This is a genomic window from Geobacillus thermodenitrificans subsp. thermodenitrificans DSM 465 (genome assembly GCF_000496575.1).
GTDB classification, from domain to species: Bacteria; Bacillota; Bacilli; order Bacillales; family Anoxybacillaceae; genus Geobacillus; species Geobacillus thermodenitrificans.
Genome location: NZ_AYKT01000007.1, coordinates 172,630 through 193,339, shown reverse-complemented (window position 1 = coordinate 193,339; position 20,710 = coordinate 172,630). Strand labels below are relative to the sequence as shown.

17 protein-coding genes and 1 pseudogene are annotated in these 20,710 nt (G+C 41.6%); 2 read left to right on the top strand and 16 right to left on the bottom strand.

Annotated elements, in window-relative coordinates:
• Positions 1–94: 94 nt before the first annotated feature.
• The 6 genes from galE to DSM465_RS0108980 form a co-directional block, all read right to left on the bottom strand.
• Entirely contained in the window at positions 95–1,063 is a 969-nt protein-coding gene (gene galE / locus DSM465_RS0109005; RefSeq protein WP_029761149.1) for a UDP-glucose 4-epimerase GalE, read from the bottom strand.
• The gene (locus DSM465_RS0109000; protein WP_029761148.1) at positions 1,060–2,817 is read right to left on the bottom strand and encodes a phospho-sugar mutase; all 1,758 of its coding nucleotides are present in this window, start codon (positions 2,815–2,817) and stop codon (positions 1,060–1,062) included. Before DSM465_RS0109000 ends, galE begins: the two co-directional genes overlap by 4 nt.
• A 269-nt stretch (positions 2,818–3,086) precedes the next feature.
• Positions 3,087–4,460: a sugar phosphate nucleotidyltransferase gene (locus tag DSM465_RS0108995; protein ID WP_029761147.1), complete on the bottom strand. Its 1,374-nt coding sequence runs from the start codon at positions 4,458–4,460 to the stop codon at positions 3,087–3,089.
• 10 nt (positions 4,461–4,470) lie between these two features.
• Positions 4,471–5,604: a glycosyltransferase family 4 protein gene (locus DSM465_RS0108990; RefSeq protein WP_035498359.1), complete on the bottom strand. Its 1,134-nt coding sequence runs from the start codon at positions 5,602–5,604 to the stop codon at positions 4,471–4,473.
• Complete coding sequence (locus DSM465_RS0108985; RefSeq protein WP_029761145.1) at positions 5,601–6,689, bottom strand: glycosyltransferase family 4 protein; 1,089 nt, start codon at positions 6,687–6,689, stop codon at positions 5,601–5,603. The genes DSM465_RS0108990 and DSM465_RS0108985 overlap by 4 nt, the downstream gene beginning before the upstream one ends.
• A gap of 338 nt (positions 6,690–7,027) precedes the next feature.
• Complete coding sequence (locus DSM465_RS0108980) at positions 7,028–8,314, bottom strand: hypothetical protein (protein WP_029761144.1); 1,287 nt, start codon at positions 8,312–8,314, stop codon at positions 7,028–7,030.
• Positions 8,315–8,715: 401 nt separating this feature from the next.
• Between DSM465_RS0108980 and DSM465_RS18250 the strand changes: the two are divergent.
• Positions 8,716–9,260: pseudogene (locus DSM465_RS18250) on the top strand (IS982 family transposase); the annotation flags it as partial.
• 251 nt (positions 9,261–9,511) lie between these two features.
• On the opposite strand, the gene DSM465_RS0108970 reads toward DSM465_RS18250, so the two are convergent.
• The 6 genes from DSM465_RS0108970 to DSM465_RS0108945 form a co-directional block, all read right to left on the bottom strand.
• Positions 9,512–10,849, bottom strand: coding sequence for a UDP-glucose dehydrogenase family protein (locus tag DSM465_RS0108970; protein WP_029761143.1), 1,338 nt, complete (start codon positions 10,847–10,849; stop codon positions 9,512–9,514).
• Positions 10,850–10,911: 62 nt separating this feature from the next.
• Positions 10,912–12,072, bottom strand: a complete 1,161-nt coding sequence (locus DSM465_RS0108965; RefSeq protein ID WP_029761142.1) for a glycosyltransferase family 4 protein — start codon at positions 12,070–12,072, stop codon at positions 10,912–10,914.
• 58 nt (positions 12,073–12,130) lie between these two features.
• Positions 12,131–13,615, bottom strand: a complete 1,485-nt coding sequence (locus tag DSM465_RS0108960; RefSeq protein ID WP_029761141.1) for an oligosaccharide flippase family protein — start codon at positions 13,613–13,615, stop codon at positions 12,131–12,133.
• Positions 13,616–13,777: 162 nt separating this feature from the next.
• The gene (locus tag DSM465_RS0108955) at positions 13,778–14,452 is read right to left on the bottom strand and encodes a sugar transferase (RefSeq protein WP_029761139.1); all 675 of its coding nucleotides are present in this window, start codon (positions 14,450–14,452) and stop codon (positions 13,778–13,780) included.
• A 30-nt stretch (positions 14,453–14,482) separates the two neighbouring features.
• The gene (galU, locus tag DSM465_RS0108950; RefSeq protein WP_029761138.1) at positions 14,483–15,364 is read right to left on the bottom strand and encodes a UTP--glucose-1-phosphate uridylyltransferase GalU; all 882 of its coding nucleotides are present in this window, start codon (positions 15,362–15,364) and stop codon (positions 14,483–14,485) included.
• Between the two features lie 401 nt (positions 15,365–15,765).
• Positions 15,766–16,533 carry a tyrosine-protein phosphatase gene (locus DSM465_RS0108945; protein WP_011888368.1) on the bottom strand — a complete coding sequence of 256 codons (768 nt, stop codon included), beginning with the start codon at positions 16,531–16,533 and terminating at the stop codon, positions 15,766–15,768.
• 261 nt (positions 16,534–16,794) lie between these two features.
• Here DSM465_RS0108945 and tagU point away from each other — a divergent pair, with 261 nt between their 5' ends.
• Entirely contained in the window at positions 16,795–17,733 is a 939-nt protein-coding gene (gene tagU / locus DSM465_RS0108940; protein ID WP_029761136.1) for a polyisoprenyl-teichoic acid--peptidoglycan teichoic acid transferase TagU, read from the top strand.
• Between the two features lie 33 nt (positions 17,734–17,766).
• Here tagU and DSM465_RS0108935 read toward each other — a convergent pair whose 3' ends face one another.
• From DSM465_RS0108935 to DSM465_RS0108920, 4 genes are all read right to left on the bottom strand, one after another.
• Positions 17,767–18,582, bottom strand: a complete 816-nt coding sequence (locus DSM465_RS0108935) for an SGNH/GDSL hydrolase family protein (protein ID WP_011888370.1) — start codon at positions 18,580–18,582, stop codon at positions 17,767–17,769.
• A gap of 33 nt (positions 18,583–18,615) precedes the next feature.
• Positions 18,616–19,314, bottom strand: a complete 699-nt coding sequence (locus DSM465_RS0108930; RefSeq protein ID WP_011888371.1) for a CpsD/CapB family tyrosine-protein kinase — start codon at positions 19,312–19,314, stop codon at positions 18,616–18,618.
• Positions 19,304–20,047: a YveK family protein gene (locus DSM465_RS0108925; protein ID WP_011888372.1), complete on the bottom strand. Its 744-nt coding sequence runs from the start codon at positions 20,045–20,047 to the stop codon at positions 19,304–19,306. Before DSM465_RS0108925 ends, DSM465_RS0108930 begins: the two co-directional genes overlap by 11 nt.
• A gap of 140 nt (positions 20,048–20,187) precedes the next feature.
• On the bottom strand, positions 20,188–20,574 hold the full coding sequence (locus DSM465_RS0108920; protein ID WP_011888373.1) for a hypothetical protein: 387 nt from the start codon (positions 20,572–20,574) through the stop codon (positions 20,188–20,190).
• Positions 20,575–20,710: the final 136 nt, after the last annotated feature.

Here is a 20,710-nt window from a genome sequence, read left to right as displayed (position 1 = left end):
AACTTCCATTATGGCGAGTTGGAGAAACTTTAAGCGGCTATAAAAACAATGGCCTTCTACAGACGTTTGTCCAGTAGAAGGCCTTCATATTTACCTAACTATGTTGACGATGCCATCTCCATGCGCTCTCAATAATTTGTTCCAACGAATACTCCGCCTTCCAGCCGAGTTCTTCCTCAATTTTTTGTGATGAGGCGACGAGGCGTGCGGGATCGCCTGGGCGACGGTCGGTATATTCAATGACCGCTTTGCGGCCGGTGACTTTTTCACACGTTTCGATTACTTCTTTAACTGAATAGCCTAAACCGTTGCCGAGGTTGTACACGGCGGTCTTCTTTTTCCCCGTAAGCAGCGCCTCAAGCGCCAAAATATGCGCTTTGGCGAGATCAGTCACATGGATATAATCGCGAATGCACGTCCCGTCTGGAGTGTCATAATCGGTACCAAAGACCGCGATTTTCTCGCGTTGGCCTAATAAGTGCTGCAGGATGAGCGGGATTAAGTGCGTTTCTGGGTTGTGATCCTCACCAATTTCCCCTGACTCATGCGCCCCTGCGGCATTGAAGTAGCGGAGGACGACATAGTTCAACCCGTACGCCACCGCAAAATCCGCAAGCATTTGCTCGACCATGAGCTTCGAACGGCCGTAAGGGTTGATCGGATTCGTCGGACAGTCTTCGGTAATTAGCTCCACATTCGGAATGCCGTATGTAGCCGCTGTTGAGGAAAAAATGAAATGTTTCACCCCATAGTCCACTATCGTCTCTAGCAGCGTCAATGTCGCAGCGACGTTGTTTTGATAATATTTCATCGGATTCTTGACCGACTCACCCACTAAGCTGTTCGCCGCAAAATGCATAACCGCTTGAATCGGATACGTTTCAAAAATGGATTTCAGATCAGCCTTGTTCCCTAAATCCCCTTGCACGAACACAGCCCGGTCATCAACGAGATTCCGATGACCAGTCGATAAGTTATCCAGTACGATAACTTGTTCTTTTTCCACTAACTCTTTCACCACATGGCTGCCGATATAACCGGCACCGCCAACGACAAGAATCATAAACACTCCCTCGCATTCTCAATGATTTGTGCCACTTTGTCCATAATGCTCTGTTCCAACTCTGTTAATAGTCGTTTGCTTTCCGCCAACGAAGCGCCTTTTACGCCGAAGTAAAACTTCGCTTTTGGCTCCGTTCCCGATGGGCGCAGACAAAACCATGAACCGTTTTCTAAATGATACTTCAACACGTTTGAACGCGGTAAATCAATTGGCTCCTCTTCTCCTGTTGCCACCACGGTTCGTTTGCTAGTTAAATAATCTTCCACGGCTACGACGACCACGCCGTTGACCTCTGTCGGCGGTTCGTTGCGGAAGGCCGCTAATAGGCGGGCGATTTGCTCCTGGCCGTCTTTTCCTTTTAACGTCAGCGAGCGCAACGACTCCCGATAGTACCCGTACTTCGCAAAAATCTCGAGCAGACCTTCATACAATGTTTTCCCTTGCGCTTTGTAGTATGCTGCCACTTCTGCCGCAAAGATGGCCGCCTGCACCGCATCCTTATCACGGACAAAATCACCGATCAAATAGCCGTAGCTTTCCTCATAACCGAACTGGAACGTATATTCCTTCGTTCGCTCAAACTCGCCAATCTTTTCCCCGATAAACTTAAACCCAGTTAACGTGTCCATCGTCGTTAATCCGTAATGTGCCGCAATCGCCCGGCCGATTTCCGACGTTACAATCGTTTTCACCACAGCGCCGTTTGGCGGCAATAAGCCTTTTGCCTGCTTTTGTGACAGCAAATAGTCGAGCATCAGCGCTCCCATTTGGTTGCCCGTCAAAACGACATACTCGCCATCTGTATCCTTCACCGCAACACCGAGACGATCCGCGTCCGGATCGGTTGCCATTAAGACATCGGCGTCGATGGTTTTTCCGTATTCGATCGCCAGCGCAAAGGCGGCGTGTTCTTCCGGGTTTGGAGAAGCCACAGTCGAAAAATTCGGATCCGGGTGTTCTTGTTCCTTCACAACCGTCACATTTTCAAATCCAAATGCCTTTAATCCCGCGCCAACAAGCTTGTTGGCCGTGCCATGGAGCGGGGAAAACACGATTTTTAACTCTTTCGCGACTTGGCTGATAAGCTGTGGATTTAATTGAATCGTTTTTAACTGCTTGATATACGCCTCATCCATTTCCTCACCGATATAAGTAAGCAATCCATTCGACAACAGCGTATCTTCCTCGGCGACATCCACGATCAATTCATTTTCTACAGCCTCGACATATTTGATGATCACATCGGCTGTCGCTGGCGGAATTTGCCCGCCGTCTTCCCCATATACTTTAAATCCGTTATACTCCGGCGGATTATGACTAGCAGTAATGACCACCCCGGCAAACGCCCCAAGATAACGAACAGCAAATGACAGCTCTGGCGTTGGGCGAAGCTCTTTAAACAAGTAAGCTTTAATCCCATGCTTCCCGACCGTTTTCGCCACTTCCAAGGCAAACTCCGGCGACTTATGGCGGGAATCATAAGCAATGACAACCCCGCGCGCTTTCGCTTCTTCACCTTGTTCCACGATATAACGAGCCAACCCCTCGGCTGCCTTACGGATCGTATAAATGTTCATCCGGTTCGTACCAGGACCGATTTCCCCACGCATCCCGCCTGTGCCAAATTCTAAGTTTTTGTAAAAGCTGTCTTCAAGCAGCTTTTCATTCCCTTGCATATTAACTAACTGCTCTCTCAGCTCTGCATCGAGATGAGGAAACGAGAGCCAACGTGAAAACGCTTGTTGCCATGTCATGATGAAACCCCTCCTTGATTGTATCGAACGAAAAAAGAAGCAATAGAAAATGGGACATGACGGCTATTCAGTCCGATTTTTGCCCTTTTGTTGTTATTGCTGAGGTAGGACGAAATGAACAAAAATGTTTCGGCACAGCCTATCCGCAAAAATCTCGCTGCACTTCAATGCCCTTCAGAAAAGGGGAAATCCCTTATACCATCCATTTCTCCCAATAACACAAAAAAAGAGGCTGCTGGAAGAAACCAACTCCTCCAGCAGCCAAATCATCATTTGCTCATAGAGAGACAATGATCTTGTACCTCTTCCCACGTCATATAGATGCGGACAATATCTTCCTCAATTAATTCCGTTCCTGTTTGCACCTCGATAATCTCTAAATCGGTGATCGCTTTGATCCCATGTTTCGCCCCAACAGGGATTTCAAGCACATCCCCCGGTTTCACGCGACGAATTTCGCCGTTAAGCGCAAATTCCCCTTCGCCGCGAATAATCGTCCATACTTCACTGCGATAACGATGCATTTGGTAACTTAAGTTTTTCCCTGCTGCGATCCCGATTCGTTTTGTTAAGACTTCTCGCCCGTCTTCAAATTTCGTATAATCCAACACCCGATACCAACCCCAGCGCCGTTCTTCATACATCGGGCGTTGCTCAAAACCGTTAACGAGCTCCTTGATTTTTGGACTTTTCGCTTTATCCGCTACTAAAACTCCGTCCGGACTTACCGCCACAATGGCATTAGGTACCCCTAGTACCATAACAGGAAGATCAAGTTCATTAATTAAATGGGTATTTTCCGAATCAGTGACAACCCCCTTACCGATTTGGTTGGTTGCCATTTCTTCCGTTAACGTATTCCACGTACCGAGGTCTTTCCAATAACCATCATACGGCAACACGACAATATGTTTTGTCTTTTCCACGACCTCATAGTCAAAGCTGATTTTCGGCAACTGATCATACTGCTTTACTAACTTATCATATTGAACAGAAAATCCCTTTTCTTGCAGCAAGGAAATAAGATAATCAAGCTTAAAAGCAAACACACCGCAGTTCCAAAGTGCACCTTGTTTCATGAGTTCTGCTGCTTTGTCTTCAGTTGGTTTCTCCGTAAAATGACTGACTCGTAAATAATCGCTATAGCTAGATTGAGAAGTTGGAACAATGTAACCGTACTTCGCCGACGGATACGTTGGCTCGACGCCAATTAACGCCAAATCGGCACCACTGGCCAACACCGTTTTCTCTAAATCCTTCACTCGATCAAAAAAACGATCCTCTACATAAGGATCAACAGGCAAAACGGCAACGACTTCATTTAAGTCAATTCCTTCTACACTATATAAATAAACGGACGCAAGCGCAATTGCCGGAAACGTATCACGCCGCATCGGTTCAATGATGATCGGAACACTTTGGCCCAATTGGCTTTGGATCATATCGACTTGGGATTTGCTTGTCGCAATAACGGCGGAATCAGCCAAGCCAACACTTCCTAACTGCCCCCATACACGTTGGACCATGGATTGCAGCTCACCATTTTCACCTTCTAATACCTTTAAAAATTGCTTTGAACGAGCATCGTTAGATAAAGGCCAAAGGCGTTTGCCTGAGCCTCCGGAGAGTAATACAAGCTTCATCGGGAACCTCCTAATTTTTTATCTGCATATTTTCAAGTTTGCTATTTACATAGTCTTCAAACTCTTTTCTAAATCTTTCCGGTGAAAAACGCAATGCATTTTCACGACACTCTCGATAGTGAATATCCCCTGAAATCTTCTCGAATAACTCGATCGACTGTACTAACGATGACACATTCTGTTCCTCAAAAAATAAACCCGTCGGCTTCTCAACTTGCTCGTATCCCCGAACCGTTTCTAACGCTCCACCTTTGCCATAAGCGATTACCGGAGTCCCGCAAGCCTGTGCCTCAACAGGCGTAATCCCGAAATCCTCCTCTGCGGCAAAAACAAACGCTTTGGCCCGTTGCATATAGTCTCGTAACACCTCAAAAGGTTGGTATCCAAGCAACTCAACATTAGAACCAGCTTTTGCCTTAACTTTTTGAAAATCAGGGCCATCACCGATTACAACAAGCTTTTTATCCGGCATTTGTGAGAAGGCTTCGACAATTAAATCGATCTTCTTATACGGCACCATCCGGGATGCCGTAAGATAAAAATCTTCTTTTTTATCATGAAAAGAAAAAGCAGACACATCTACTGGTGGGTAGATGACATCCGCTTCCCTCCGATACACTTTCCAAATTCTCCGAGCGATAAACTTTGAGTTCGCAACAAAATAATCAACACCGTTTGCTGTGCGGTAATCCCAATTTCTTATGTAATGAAGGATGGTCTTCGCCATCCAACCTTTTATTCCTCGTTCCAGCCCTGCTTCTTTCAAATATTGATGTTGTAAATCCCAGGCATAGCGAATTGGAGAATGAACATAAGAAATATGCAGTTGGTCAGGGCCTGTAATAATGCCCTTCGCAACTGCATGGGAACTTGAGATGACGATATTGTACTGTGATACATCCAATTGCTCAATAGCCAGCGGCATAAAAGGAAGATAGCTCCGATATTTTTTCCGGGCAAACGGCAACTTTTGAATAAAAGAGGTAGTCACCTGTTTATTTAAAATAAACCCTCTTTGCCCTTCATCCATAAAGTCTACGAGACTAAACAAATCGGCATCCGGGTAAATCTTCAGCAACTGTTCCAATACCTTTTCAGCGCCTGCATAGGTGACTAGCCAGTCGTGGATAATGGCGACTTTCACTTTGCTAGCACCTCCTCAGTCACTTTGAGCATTTCCTTCGCACATTTTTTCCATGAAAACATCTTCGCTCTTTCCAATCCTTTTCTACGTAATTCCTCTCTTAATTTATCATCAGACAATAGCAGCTTGATTTTTTCAGCAATATCCTCTGGGCTATATGGATCAACGTATAATGCAGCATCCCCACAAACTTCTGGCAAAGATGCTGCGTTTGAAACAATGACTGGACAGCCGCAAGCCATGGCCTCTAGAGGAGGGAGGCCGAAACCTTCATAAAATGAAGGATAGATAAACCCCATTGCCCCCTCATAAAGAGCTTTTAACTCCTCATCAGTCACATAGCCGATATACTTCACGTTATTAGGTAATGAACCGTTAGAAGAACTAAAGACTTTAGGATTTGTTCCTCCTGCAATAATAATATTTGTCTCAACATCTCCTAAGCACTCAATTGCCTTTACTATGCCTTGAAAATTTTTATTCGGATTCAAACTACTCACTGCTAAAATGTATTGTTTAGGACTTATATTGTGTTTTTGAAAAACATCTAAATCTGCATCTATTTGCTGAATATGTTGCCATCCTTCGGAAACAACTCTAATCTTATTTCGCTTAATACAACAATAGTGAGCCAACTCCCTTTTCGAGAATTCAGACACAGTTACGATCTTATGAGCAATAATGGATAAAGCTCGAAAAAGGAATTTATACCAATAAACAAACATTTTAGTGAATCCCTCAGGTTTTGAGTAAACAGCTGCATCGTGAATCGTGACAATTTGTTTACCTTTTAACAAAGGTCCTGTATTGCACAGATTAACTAATAATCCCCCTCTAGAATAAAAAGGGAGCTCAAGTTGCTCCCATAAATGTCCCTTCAACTTACCAACAGGGATAACTTCGATATTATTTAATTTTATATCGGTTATTATATCTCTTGGCGCCATAATGACAAACTGAAGCTTTAAACCAATATCATCTACCTCAACTAATTTATCTAATGATTTAACAAATTCTAATGCAAATCTTTGAACACCGGTAATACGTTGAGTTAGAAATCGACCATTAATAACTATCATTTTCATCATTCTTACCCTCAAGAAATTTTAATTTATCATTAAACATTGCAAAACATGTGTTTCAAACATAAATATACTCAAAATAAAAAGTATGGTTTATTCAATAAAACCAGGAATTTTGTGAGAATCGGTGTTAGGGCCATCGTATAAGTGTTTTTTGAAAAATACAGGAAATAAATATATCTAGATAAAGTCTCTAAAAGAAATCAAAAACAAAGGTATACTCAAAAATTAAATTGAAAATCATGATCACGTCCATCCCTTGATAATTCGGCTTAGTAAATAAACTTTTATGTTTACTTATGCATAGTCTACTTTGCAACACGTTCAAGCTCAAGTCCCTTTTATTTATATTCTCCTTTTACATCATCATGGATTATAGGGTAATTTCCCATACCATAACCTATCATAACCCAAAAAATAACATTAAACGGATATATTTCCAATACATTAGTAAAATAACAAGAAATGAGCGTTCCAACAAATAAAGGAAGGATAACTAACGAAAACTTTAAATACACTTGGTTATTTATTAATATATTCTTAACAATAATCATAGCTAATAATATCAGTAATAGACAGCCAATCATCCCGATTTGTTCGTAAAAGGCAATGTACTGATTATCTACTGCGTAATCATAAGATTGATAACCTAATTCAGAAATTCTTCGACTAGCTGCTCCAACCGTTCCTAAACCATAACCTATAAGCCCCTCACTGGTAAATACAGATTGGAGATAATCACTCCAGTGTGATAAACGTTCTTTAAAAGAAGAACTAGATGCTAATGTAGATTTACTTAAGAAAAACAACAAAGCAATAGGAACAATAGCTACAACAAAGGAACCAAATGACAAAAGTAAGAGTTGTTTTTTTGCTGGTAATATTCTTACCGATCTAAAGAACAGGAATGCTTGACAGATAGTCCATAATAAAATCGCTGATCTAATAGTTGCAAGTAATAAAAACAACAAGGTTGTTCCTTTGATTAACCACTTCGTCATTTTTCGGTTACTAAATGAATCACTAGTTTCTAAGGATATCCCCAAAATACAAAGCAAAAATGCATAAGCATCTGGCGCTCCTACTAAGGATGGTAATCTTAAAATATTTGAATTAAAATGTTTAACGTTTACACCATATTCAAATCCCATCGCTAGTAAACGATCTAAGCCTAAGTTATACTGCACTACCCACCCCAAAATAATAAGAACATAGATAAAAAGTAATGTTTTATCAATTTTAACATCATACTTTTTCAGAAGAAATCCTATGAAAATAGCGCTCATAGGTAATATAGTAATTTTAATTCCATAAGCATAAGAAACCCAATCTCCACTTTCCAGAACACCTAATGATCCTATAATAGTAATAAATAACAAGATAAAAAATAATAAAGTTTTTACAATGCTTTGTTGTTTATCTTTAGTTAATAAAAAATCCCAAAATGCATATACAATTAATAAAACTAAAAAAAATTCTTTTGTGGAACGCATTATCATATTTTCAGTAAATAAGGACACAGTCCCACCATACACAGAAGCATAAATCAAGAAAAAAGATAAAGATAAACGGAACCAAGTTAGTTTTTTATATCTAGCTGTTTTATATGTTTCCCCAATGATTAGCAAGTTTATCGCCTTCTTTTCCTAAATTACAACACATACATATATGATGAGGGGGTTGCAAAATCAGATTAAAAGCTCATAATATAGCATAATTATACAAAACGATTCATTGAATTCATACCACCGCAGCTATTCAAGTCTATGATTTTTCAAATAGTTAAATACTTGCTCCATCTCTCAGCAAAATCCAAAAGAGTCATTTCTCTAATTCTATTCTCAAAAAGATGGGCCCCCATCCATAAGCATTCTTGTGCATCTCGCCGTTCCGAGGCTTAATCGGAGAAAGAAACAGAATGTTAGAGTTCCCTACACACTGTCTCATGTTTTTACTGTCACAAACGGCGTCACCTAACGCAAAATGCCTCTTCCATTGCTTCAAAGAATCCAAGGCTGCATCATTACGGTTCATCATTGTAAACAGCTTACCGATCGAGTTATGTCATTCATCTCAAATGTATCGCGTCAAACAGTTTCATGGAATCACCGATATTAACTATTATGCTTCCACAGGGATCACTTTTCTTATGGGTTGAAACTTCACCTGAGGTCACCGAATAAAGGCTTCCTATGGGATATGTCGTCATCAAAATTTCTGGTCACAACCTAGTGGCTGTTAGAGCCTTTATAATGCAAATTCCACATCCGTATAACCTCAATGACAAAGGATATATCACCCCAAAACTGCAAAAGAAGCTGTACGAAGAACACTAAGTTGGTTTTTGTCACTTTTTGGACACTGGTTCGAAAAAATCAGCGAATTGCCACTCTGACGTATGGAAACAATGGATGAAGCGAAAAAACAAAGTCATTGAAACCGTGTTTTCGATTTTAGATGATTCGTATCGAATCACTCAGATTAGAGCAAACTCAATTTCTGGATTTGAAACGGCACTGGAATAGCATTTTATTAGCTTACTTGCTTGTTGTTCTTGAGCTAGTTAAGCGTTAAGACTCAACTAGCACTACGGGTAACACGTTGTTTATTCCTATATCTATGAGTTTGTAATGATTTTAAACCAAACTACTATTAATTCACCTTAGTCTCGTCTAAGGAATATGCTTTAGTAAGAATTATACCTTGATCGAACAGTTCTTTCTAACTTTTATTTGTCTAAATTTTTTAAACATCAAAATATCGTTTTAACTATTTAAATTATCCCAAAATGCCTTGCACATAGTAGAGCAAGCTTCTTTTAATATTTATTGAGTTAAAATACCTTTATCTTTACTTCGTAAAATATTTGGTCTTCCAATAGAGTAATAACACACCGCATACTGTTTCATATAGTCTAAATCAAAACAATTTCTTCCATCAAATATGACTGGCTCATTCATTAATTCAATAAATTTATTGGGATTAATAGATTTTATTTGCTCCCATTCGGTTAAAATAAATGCTACGTCAGCGTCTAACAAAGCTTCTTCGATTGTGTCTACAAAGTTAATTTCTTTTGGTAATACCTTTTTAGCATTTTCAATTGCCACTGGATCATAAGCCTTAATGCTCGCCCCATGCTCAAGAAGTTGTTTTGAAATCGCAATAGAAGCTGCTTCCCGCATATCATCTGTATTTGGTTTAAAGGCTAATCCTAATAATGCGACCTTTTTCCCTCTCAAATTGCCTAACTCTTCAACTGCCCTTTCAACTAATTTCACTTGTTGTTTATTGTTCACATTAATAACTGCCTCTAATAACTCGAATTTATGTTGGACATTCCCCGCAATTTGGACAAGAGCACGTGTGTCCTTAGGAAAACAAGAACCACCATAACCTATCCCCGCCTTTAAAAACTGTGAACCAATACGACTGTCTAACCCCATTCCATAAGCCACATCATCAATATTGGCACCGACTTTTTCACAAATATTAGCAATTTCGTTAATAAAGCTTATTTTGGTAGCTAGAAAAGCATTAGAGGCATATTTAATCATTTCAGCACTTCTTATATCAGTCTTAAAGATAGGAATTCCAAGAGGCTTATAAATCTCCTCAATAATTGAAGCAGCCCTCTCATTTTCAGCACCAATCACAATACGATCCCCGTGAAATGTATCATAAAGCGCAGTTCCCTCTCTCAAAAATTCGGGGTTTGAAACAATATCGAACTGTATTTCTTTTTTCATACTGCCTTTAATCCATTGTTTTACCTTTTCATTTGTTCCAACAGGAACAGTGCTTTTTGTAACTATTATTACTCCATCTTCCTCAATATACTCGCCGACAGTCTTCGCAGTCTGCTTAATATAAGTTAAGTCTGCTGATCCATCTTCTTTCTGTGGGGTTCCAACAGCAATGTAAATTACTTCAGCCCCAGCAATTCCTTCCTTATAATCTGTTGTAAAATGCAATCTACCCCATTCTATATTTTTTTTCATTAGTTCGCCTAGACCTGGTTCGTAAATGGGAGATCTCCCCTGCTTCATCTCTGCAACTTTTTGCTTGTCTATATCAATGCAGGTCACATTATGACCAATTTCCGAAAGGGCAACTCCAGTCACTAAACCAACATAACCAGTTCCTATTATTGAGATTTTCATCATATCTCTCCTTTAACAACACTGTTAATAATCAAATAAAAATCCACCTGATATTAAGCATCCTAGCTACTAAACCGATTATAAACTTGAATATAGTGCGGAACATTATCTCTAAATCGTTGCGAATAATTAACTAAACCCTCTATCTCTCTTTCCAAATCTTTACGATCTAAATGATAAAAGTCGATAATCTTATCTTTTAATTCCTTAGAGTTACTAGGATTAAACAAATAACTTTCTTTGTAAATAACTTCAGGGATTCCCCCAATATTCGAGGCAATAACAGGGGTTCCCTGTGCATAAGATTCTATTATTACCCTTCCAAAAGGCTCTTCCCAAATAGACGGAACAATTGTGAGATCAACTTGCGCCATTATTTTTTGTACCTGTTGATGTGATACCTTGCCTTTAAAAATTATTCGTGGATCATTTTTCGCTTGTATCTTCAGATTGGTTTCCTCTTTACCTGTTCCACAAATTATTACTTCTTTTACAATTGAAGCATCAAGCTCACTAATGACTTTGAATAGTAACTCTACTCCCTTGTTTTTTTCCAATTGTCCAAAATACCCTATAATCAGCGGTTCCCCTTTTGATCTAATTTTCTTAGGATATCTCTCTGATTTGACAACATTATGAATAGAAGTACTAAATGAATCTTTAAAAAAGCCCCTATTTAGATGCTGATTCAAAATGTAATCAGATATACCAACAACGGCCCTTGCTTGGCCACTTCTTTTCCTATTAATTTTTTCTATAATCTTATTTATATATTTATTTGATACCGGTTGAAACAAGGCATAATCTCTCAATGTATGGACTACAGGTATAGAATATTTGTTAGCTATTCCCCAAATGTATGTTCCTAATCCCATTAGATTCTGGGTGTGTATAATATCAGGGTTTATACGCTTAATTATATTTTCTAAAACCTTTTTTTGAATAGGATTGCAAACATTAAATAAATGCCATATCAATTTAGCCAAAATATTCCTATCCTTTTTGTCACCAGGCCAGTAGATATTTAAGCACGGAATTCTGCAAACAGTTACTCCATTGATGTGATCCACTTCTATCTTTCGTCTTTGTGCACCAGTAGCTAATACATAAACTTCATAATACTTAGTTAAAGCCTCTGCTAATAATTGTGTAGAAATTTCCGCTCCCCCAATTACTGTAGGACTATAAAATGAATTTAAAATTAGCAACTTTTTTTTCCTCATAATCGTTACTCCGTTAACTAAATTTATCCAAATAATAGCTAGAATAACAAAACTTTTTTCAAGGCAATCTTAGTCCCTGTTTATTTTTTGAAGTTTTATTCACAAAAATCCCTAATCGATATTTAATATCCCAAACATTTAAAGAATATATCGCTATAAAGTAAATAAAAGCTCCCAAAAGAATCTTGAATAAAAGCCCATATAAAGTTTCTTGAGCACTGTTTAAGAAATAAAGGGGTACCCCCATCAAAAGAGAGCAAATCGCAATTTTAGCAAAATCTTTAAAAGGAAATGGGAGTGGAAAAATTCCCTTGCCTATTCTCCAGCTTAAAAAAATAGCAACGATATAAGAAATTAGGGTCGCATAAACTGCGCCTTGAATTTTATATAAGGGAATCAAAATTAAATTCAAAATAACATTAAGAACCCCACTAACAAGAACTGGATAAAATTGCAAATTCGTTTTCTTTCCAAGCTGAAATGAATGATCTAAATAATACACTTTGACACCTTGTAAAAATGCAACAATGGCTATAACTGAAACAATACCTGACGATTTTTCACTAAAATCTCTTCCTAATACAGTGGAAGATACACTATCAGACAGCGCAACCATCCCCACCATCGAGGGAATAGAGACCAAAAGTAAAGCCGTTACGTTACTCTTCACTTGTTTACGAGCAGCTTCAACCCCTTTGGTTTCCAAAGCTCTCACACATAAAGGATATGCTGCTAAATTAATAACCATCATCACAGTAATTATAGTTTGCTGTGTTAAATCATACGCAACAGAATAGACCCCTACCTCACTCTTACCTGCAAACCACCCTAATAATAATCGATCAGATTGATCGATTATAAAGGACATGGATAATGTGGCCGTTAAAGGAATTCCATAGGTCAAAAACTCTTTTAGCAACTTGTAGTCAAAATTCCTTAATCCGTTAGAAACTAATAAAGAAATGCTCACTTTTTGTTTTTTAAACGCCAATATAAATATAAATGTCAATGATATAAGTGCCCCTAAAACTGACCCTATAATAAGCGCAACTGAACCTAACCCAACTTTGATTAACAGTAGAGATGCTCCTAATGAAATGATTGATTTGAAAACCGATAGTATCCCATAAATATTAGCATATAAAGAAGAACGCAATATTTCTAAAACAATTTCAAATAAAGATTGAGAAATAGTGAACAATAGTATAGATATTATGAAATGGAAAGAAATTAATTTAAAAAACGAAATCAAAACCGTGACAAAGATGAGAAACACTAGTATTACTATATAACTAACGCACAATGTACTTAGTAAAAGATGCTCACTCTTTTCTTTTTTATATTTGGATAAAAATCGAAGTAAAACTAACCGTATCCACTGGAATAAAATCGCATTAATAAGGGTTGCTGTTGCTACAATTAACGCATATTCTCCGTAATCTGCTGTAGTCAGCATCCTAGTATATAAAGCAATGCCAACAAAAGTAAGTATCCCCGTTAATCCCTTAGATATAAAATAACTAAAGATATGTTTTATTAACATACTTCGATTTCCTCTTTGATTTTATATGTTTGCTATACCTTTCTAAAACACTAAAAGGAGCAACTTCTCCTAACAAAATGTGATTTCTATTGAAACACCCTTAGGAAATAGTTGCTCCCATAAACAGTTTGTAAAAACATTGAAATAACATATACAGGACGTCTAATAAGCACTATTCGGCTTAATCATCACTTTAATCGTTTTAATTATAATTTTTAAATCGTATAAAAGCGAACGTTCACGAATATATTTCAAATCCAACTCCACCATCTCGTGAAACCCTAAATCATTTCTCCCGCTCACCTGCCACAACCCCGTACATCCTGGAGTGACAAGCAGTCTTTGCTTATCATATTCCGTATATTGCGCTACTTCCCTTGGCAGCGGTGGCCTTGGGCCGACTAAGCTCATATCCCCTTTTAATACATTCCATAATTGCGGCAGTTCGTCAATGCTTGTCTTGCGGATTATTTTGCCGACTTTCGTGACGCGTGGGTCGTTTTTCATTTTAAACATAGCACCGGATACTTCGTTATACTTTAGCAGTTCCTTCAGTTTTTCCTCCGCATCCGTCACCATCGAGCGAAATTTGTACATATAAAATTCCTTTCCGTCCTTGCCGACACGGACTTGTTTAAAAAAAACGGGACCTTTCGGATCTTCGAATTTAATGAGAATCGCGACGATGAGAAACAGCCACGATAAGCAAATCAGTCCGATGAGCGCCCCGCAGATGTCCATGATTCGCTTGGCAATTAAGTATCCTTTTTTATCATTGACGGTTACTCGATGATGTTGGGTAGCTTCGATTGTTGCTATTCCTTCTGGCTTCGCCAACTTCCATCCCCCTATTTCTCTTATGTTCTCCTATGCTTTTTCTTTTACACTTTCTAACAATTGCTCCATAAACGGAATGAGATCCTTCTGCAACTCCTCGTTTTGCATCGCAAACTCGATCGTCGTTTTGATGAATCCGAGTTTCTCGCCGACGTCATAGCGTTTGCCTTCGAATTCGTAGGCAAAGACGCGTTGGATTTCGTTCAGCTTTTGAATGGCGTCGGTGAGTTGGATCTCGCCGCCAGCACCGGTTTCTTGTTTTTCAAGGAAGAGGAAGATTTCTGGTGTAAGGATGTATCTTCCCATGATGGCTAAGTTGGATGGCGCGGTACCGGGTGCTGGTTTTTCGACGAATTGGCGCACTTGGTAGCGCCGACCGTTTTGTTCAATCGGGTCGATGATGCCATAGCGGTGTGTTTCATGATCGGGCACTTGTTTGACACCGATGACGGAGCTCAACGTTTGTTCGTATTGATCGATGAGCTGTTTCAAGCACGGCGGGTCAGCTTGGACGATATCGTCACCAAGCAAGACTGCAAACGGTTCGTCGCCGATAAAGTTCCTTGCACACCAGACAGCATGCCCCAATCCCTTCGGCTCTTTCTGGCGGATGTAGTGGATGTCGACTTTCGACGGTTCTTTCACTTTTTCCAGCAAGTCGTATTTGCCTTTTTCTATTAAGTTTTGTTCGAGTTCAAACGCAATGTCGAAATGATCTTCGATGGCGCGTTTTCCTTTTCCGGTAACGATGATGATGTCTTCGATTCCTGAGGCGATGGCTTCTTCAACGATGTATTGGATCGTCGGCTTATCGACAATCGGCAGCATCTCCTTCGGCATCGCCTTTGTCGCCGGAAGGAAGCGCGTCCCTAAGCCCGCCGCTGGAATGATCGCTTTGCGTACTGTTTTCACGTAATGTAACCCCCTATGTATTTGTTGGTCCATATACCCCCGCGAATCGGTACCGCACGGGTGATACCGATTCGCCGACGCACATGGGCATAAAAAAATTGTCCCTTCTCGGAACTTTATTTCGCATCTTCCATTTTGTTTCATGATCGATGAGTGTAGAAAACAAGGTTAGATCGGGCATCTAACCCGCCCTCACGCCACACCCTCGACGACGGGCGTCTAAGGTGATAGGACCGTCATCGTCCCCACCCACGGCATGGCCGAGTGCCTCCATTGATAACGGTAAGGAGACATCACCGAAAAACAAAAGAAGGCCGTTTCCATTTTGCCGATCAAAATGGAAAACAGACCAACAAAGGAATAAAATGATTGACCTAAGCTTTCAACTCAGGTATATTTTTCTAAAAAAGACCTAGAAACTTTTTCTTTTTGATTCGCACCGGCTCGTCACAGTATACGGTTTGTCCGTTAACGAGCAGTTCGGCGTTTTCTTGGAAGAAATAGACGGCATCGAGACCAAATTCTCGATTGATAACATCGTAGGCCGCTCGCATTTGGAAAGAGCGGCTCGTGAGATTATGAGCATCGGAGGCAATCAAATGCGCCCAGTTCGCCTCAATCAGCTGCATGGAAAACTTCTGAATGTTTTTCCCGAATCGACCCGCAACGCTGGCGGCGGTCACTTGGGTAAGAACACCTTTTTGGACGAGCTCGTACAACCGATCCGGCTTTTCGATGATTTCGGCGTTCCGTTCCGGATGGGCAATGACCGGGGTAAGTCCTTTTAGCTGCAACTCAAACAGCAACTGGTTCGCGTAGCGAGGAACGTGGTCGGACGGAAACTCGATCAAGATGTACGGCGTTTCCCCGCAAAGCGAAAGTATGTCACCCTGTTCCCAGTTTTCTAGAAAATCGCCATGAATACGGATTTCTTGACCTGTGAGTACAGTTAGCGGAATGTGGTGGTGTTCGAGTTGTTCGTTCAGTTGGCGGACAGCAGCGGTGACGGTTGTTGATGGATTGTTGTATTTTCCGTTATGGTGATGGGGAGTGGCGATGATCGTTGTAATGCCTTCATCCACCGCCGCTTTCGCCATGGCGATGGCCTCGTCCATCGTTTGTGCTCCGTCGTCGATACCTGGCAAAATGTGGCTATGGATATCAACCATCGCCATCTACTCCTTTTCCTTCGTTTTTCCAATCTCTTAAACATCAATAATCATAACATAGTAGATTTGTCATATCAATCGTATTTTTTGCCGAATTGTGTCGAGAAGACCCTTTTATTGACGATATTTGTTTGTACTTGTGGGTTAAAATGGACATCATTCGCTAAAAATTGACAAGTTCACACATTATGCTAGTTGTTTCACCAAGGAAAACAAACTATAATCATAATGATGGATTTTACAATTGAAAGAAGGTTGAATATGAGAGCAAAACGACGTAAAAAACGAAAATGGCTGCGCTGGGTTGGGATCATCGTCGCATTGCTTATCATCGGCTCCGGAGTGTTCGCGTATTCTGTCTACCATAACCTCAAACAAACGGCGAACGAAATGCATGAAAAAGTGAACTGGAAGTCGGAAAAGCGCCAAGAAGAAGTATCGTTTGAGCGGAAAACGCCGATTTCGATTTTGTTAATGGGCGTCGATGAGCGAAAAGGGGATAAAGGACGCGCCGATACGCTTATCGTCTTGACAGTCAATCCGAACAAGCAATCGATTGAGATGGTGAGCGTGCCGCGCGATACGAGAACGGAGATCATCGGTAAAGGAATGCAAGATAAAATCAATCACTCGTACGCCTTTGGTGGGGTCGAGATGACGATGGCGACGGTCGAGCACTTCCTAGATATCCCGATCGATTATTACATTAAAGTCAATATGGAAAGCTTTCGCGATATTGTCGATGCGGTCGGCGGGGTAACAGTGAACAACCCGTTTGCCTTTACGTATGAAGGAACACACTTCCCGAAAGGGGAAATTACGCTAAACGGGGAAGAGGCGTTGAAATATTCGCGCATGCGTTATGATGACCCGCGTGGCGATTTCGGACGTCAAGACCGCCAAAAACAAATCATTCAAGCCATTATTGAGAAAGGCGCAAGCTTCTCATCACTCACGAACTATAGTGATGTACTCGCCGCGATCGGGAAGAACATTAAGACGAACTTGACATTTGAGGACATGAAAGAGATTCAGGCGAATTACAAAGACGCCCGCAAGCAAATTAAGCAGCTGCACATTACCGGCCAAGGGACGAAAATTAACGGCATCTATTATTTACTCGTACCAGACAGCGAGCGGACGGCGATTTCGAATGAGTTAAAAGAACATTTAGAGCTATCAGCGACAGCATCACGATAAACATAACGCGCACTCGATTGGGGTGCGCGTCTTTTATTGGGCAATGAAATATTCGGCCAGCGCCTCCGCCCATCGTTTAGCACCTTCCGTAGTCGGGAGGTCGCTTTCTGGATCGACGTATTGATCGATTTCCTCGCTTTTGTAGTCGGGCCACGCAGGCCAATGGTCGAAGTAAGCATAATGGTTTTCTGTAGCGAATGCTTTGAGCTCTTCAACTTGTTTTGGATAGTATGTAGCGTTGTAAATCGGGTTGGGCGGCTGCAAGATCACGACCGCATCAGGAGCGGCAGATTTGAGTTGGCCGATGATCGACTCAATATGATCGAGCGTATCATCGATGACAATGACGCCGTTATCATTTAACAAAAATGGTTCAAGCAAGACAAGATCAGGTTTGTCATTCGCCCAGTCGGCGGCGATGCGCTGCCTGTCAGCGTCGGCGGTCGTCAACCCTTCATATTCATGGACGATGATTTGGAACGCCCCTTCCCCGTATGCTTCGTCTAGGGCCTGTTTCAATAAGTCGGGCCAGCCGCCTTTCTCCGGTGTTGATTCGGAACCAGCAATGACGAGACGGATCGGGCGATTTTCTTCGACAGCTCGTTTGATGGCCGCTTGGGCGTCAGCAGGCAACCGTTTCATGCGCGCCACAATCGGGTTCACACTTTCATCCGCTTGTCCGGATTCAGCGGCTACACCTGTTTCTGTCCTCGCTTCTTTCACCACTTTAGCCACTTTGTTCTCCCAATACAGATGGCTCCCCAAGATAAAAGCAAGGCAGGCAACGGTCCCAAACATCGCCAATAGTACGTTTCTCACTTTTCCTTCCTCCCCCTTTTTTTCTATCATGCGAACGGCTTCCCGCACCGGGGAAGCCGTCTGTTATTTGTATTGATACTGGTAATAACCGCTACCTTCACGCTGCTTCCGTTGGTTCAAGACCACACCGACGAGTTTCGCATTGGCAGCTTCAAGCAGTTCTTTCGCTTTAACAGCAGCGTCGGTTTCGGTGTTGCCGCTCGAGACAACTAACACCGTACAATCGCATTTGTTCGCTAAAATTTGCGCATCCGTTACCGCCAAGACAGGCGGAGTATCAAAGATGACAAGATCGTACATCTCGTTCAGCTCACGTAGGAGACGGTCCATCATTTTGGAACTGAGCAGTTCGGCCGGATTCGGCGGAATCGGTCCAGCTGTTAATACAGTCAAGTTCTCGACAGACGTATCCTGTAAAGCGGACGACAGTGGGGAAGCGTTTGTCAATACGCTTGTCAATCCGGCATAGTTGTTCAGGCGAAACGTATAATGAACGGTCGGTTTGCGCAAGTCAGCGTCAACAAGCAGCGTCTTTTTTCCTTGCTGGGCGAACACAACGGCTAAGTTGGCAGCCGTTGTCGATTTCCCTTCCGACGGGGCGGAAGAGGTAACCATCAATGACCGAAGCGGTTCGTCGATGAACGAAAACTGGATGTTCGTCCGAATCGTCCGATATTGTTCAGAGATCGGCGATTTCGGATCGTCAAAGGTGATTAAGTTTCGCTCTGCTTTTTGAAATTTTTTACGTTTTTTAGCGGCCAACAGTCTCCCCCCTTGCTCGTTGCATGCTTAAACCGGTTCTTGTTGTTTTCGCTGTCGATGGTGACATGACGCTGATCGAACCGAGAACCGGCAAGCCGAGGTGCTTTTCGACATCGGCTTCGGTTTTGATCGTGTTATCCAAGTACTCTAGCAGGAAGGCAAGTCCAACACCGGTCATGAGGCCGACGACGAAGGCGATGGCCATATTGAGAAGCGGCTTCGGTTTCACTGGGGTTTGATCTTCTTTCACTTCCGCTTTCGAGAGAATTGTCACGTTGTCAATGTTCATAATTTTGACGATTTCGTTTTTGAACACTTCAGCCGTTTTATTGGCGATCTTGGCCGCCATGGCGGGATCCGGATCTTGGACGGTGACAGAGAACACTTGGGAGTCTTTTTCGCTTGAGACTTGAATTTGTTCGTTCAGTTCGTCCAACGTCTGGTCAAGCTGCAATTCACCTTTCACTTTTTCCAAAATCGTCGGGCTTTTAATGATGACACTGTATGTGTTAATGAGCTGCAAGTTCGTTTGGATTTCGCCAACGTTGTACATCTGCTGCTCGGATTTGGCTTGGTTAACAAGAATTTGGGTTGACGCTTGATAAATCGGCGTCAATAGAAAATAACTGACCACACCGCTCACCACCGTCGCAAGCGCCGTGATCAAGACGATTAGCCAAAGCCGTTTGCGTAATGTCTCAAACAATTCGCGCAGGCTAATAGTTTCTTCCATTGTGTACCCCCTATTTCCCTCTAAGTTGTGATCCATTTACACACATAAACCATTATATCGAAGATGGGCAAACATATCTAGAAGAAATTGCCGTTAATTTACACCAGAAAAAAGGCCGCCTGCTCGGCAGCCTTTTTTTGTTATTGATCTTTGTTATTGCGGTCGTTGACGTCTTGCGGGTCTTCAATCGGGTCTTCGCGGTCCGGAACGGCGTCGCGTTCGTCATCGCCCGGTCCATTATTCGTGTCAACGCCTGGAGGCAATTGGTCATTTTGATTGTCGTTCAAATCGGCATCGCGGTTGTCCGGGATACCGTCATTGTCTTTGTCGTTGTCGACATTATCGTTTTGGTTAATGTCATCGGCCGGGTTCATGTCCATGTCATTGCGATCACCGTTATTGATATCATTCTGTTCGTTGTTTGGCGGCGGCGGATTGTCGTTGTCACGGTCCACATTGCATCCCGCCGCTAAAAAGAGGGCGACGACAGCGCTGAACAGTTTGAACAGCACCGCTTTGTTTTTCATTGTACCTTCCCCTTTCTGCGTGTTGTTGTGACCTTATGTAAGACCGGTCCTTGTTTATCTTTCCCAGAAACACACATTTCATGCATGCTGGCAATTGGGAGGGATTTTTTCAGAGGGAGAAACGAAAAACACGCGC

Excerpts from the sequence above, each read along its gene's own strand:
- DSM465_RS0109000 (WP_029761148.1), bottom strand. The coding sequence starts at position 2,817 with ATGACATGGCAACAAGCGTTTTCACGTTGGCTCTCGTTTCCTCATCTC.
- tagU (WP_029761136.1), top strand. The coding sequence starts at position 16,795 with ATGAGAGCAAAACGACGTAAAAAACGAAAATGGCTGCGCTGGGTTGGG.
- DSM465_RS0108920 (WP_011888373.1), bottom strand. The coding sequence starts at position 20,574 with ATGAAAAACAAAGCGGTGCTGTTCAAACTGTTCAGCGCTGTCGTCGCC.
- DSM465_RS0108970 (WP_029761143.1), bottom strand. The coding sequence starts at position 10,849 with ATGAAAATCTCAATAATAGGAACTGGTTATGTTGGTTTAGTGACTGGA.
- galE (WP_029761149.1), bottom strand. The coding sequence starts at position 1,063 with ATGATTCTTGTCGTTGGCGGTGCCGGTTATATCGGCAGCCATGTGGTG.
- DSM465_RS0108960 (WP_029761141.1), bottom strand. The coding sequence starts at position 13,615 with ATGTTAATAAAACATATCTTTAGTTATTTTATATCTAAGGGATTAACG.
- DSM465_RS0108935 (WP_011888370.1), bottom strand. The coding sequence starts at position 18,582 with ATGATAGAAAAAAAGGGGGAGGAAGGAAAAGTGAGAAACGTACTATTG.
- DSM465_RS0108965 (WP_029761142.1), bottom strand. The coding sequence starts at position 12,072 with ATGAGGAAAAAAAAGTTGCTAATTTTAAATTCATTTTATAGTCCTACA.
- DSM465_RS0108985 (WP_029761145.1), bottom strand. The coding sequence starts at position 6,689 with ATGAAAATGATAGTTATTAATGGTCGATTTCTAACTCAACGTATTACC.
- DSM465_RS0108995 (WP_029761147.1), bottom strand. The coding sequence starts at position 4,460 with ATGAAGCTTGTATTACTCTCCGGAGGCTCAGGCAAACGCCTTTGGCCT.
- DSM465_RS0108925 (WP_011888372.1), bottom strand. The coding sequence starts at position 20,047 with ATGGAAGAAACTATTAGCCTGCGCGAATTGTTTGAGACATTACGCAAA.
- DSM465_RS0108945 (WP_011888368.1), bottom strand. The coding sequence starts at position 16,533 with ATGGTTGATATCCATAGCCACATTTTGCCAGGTATCGACGACGGAGCA.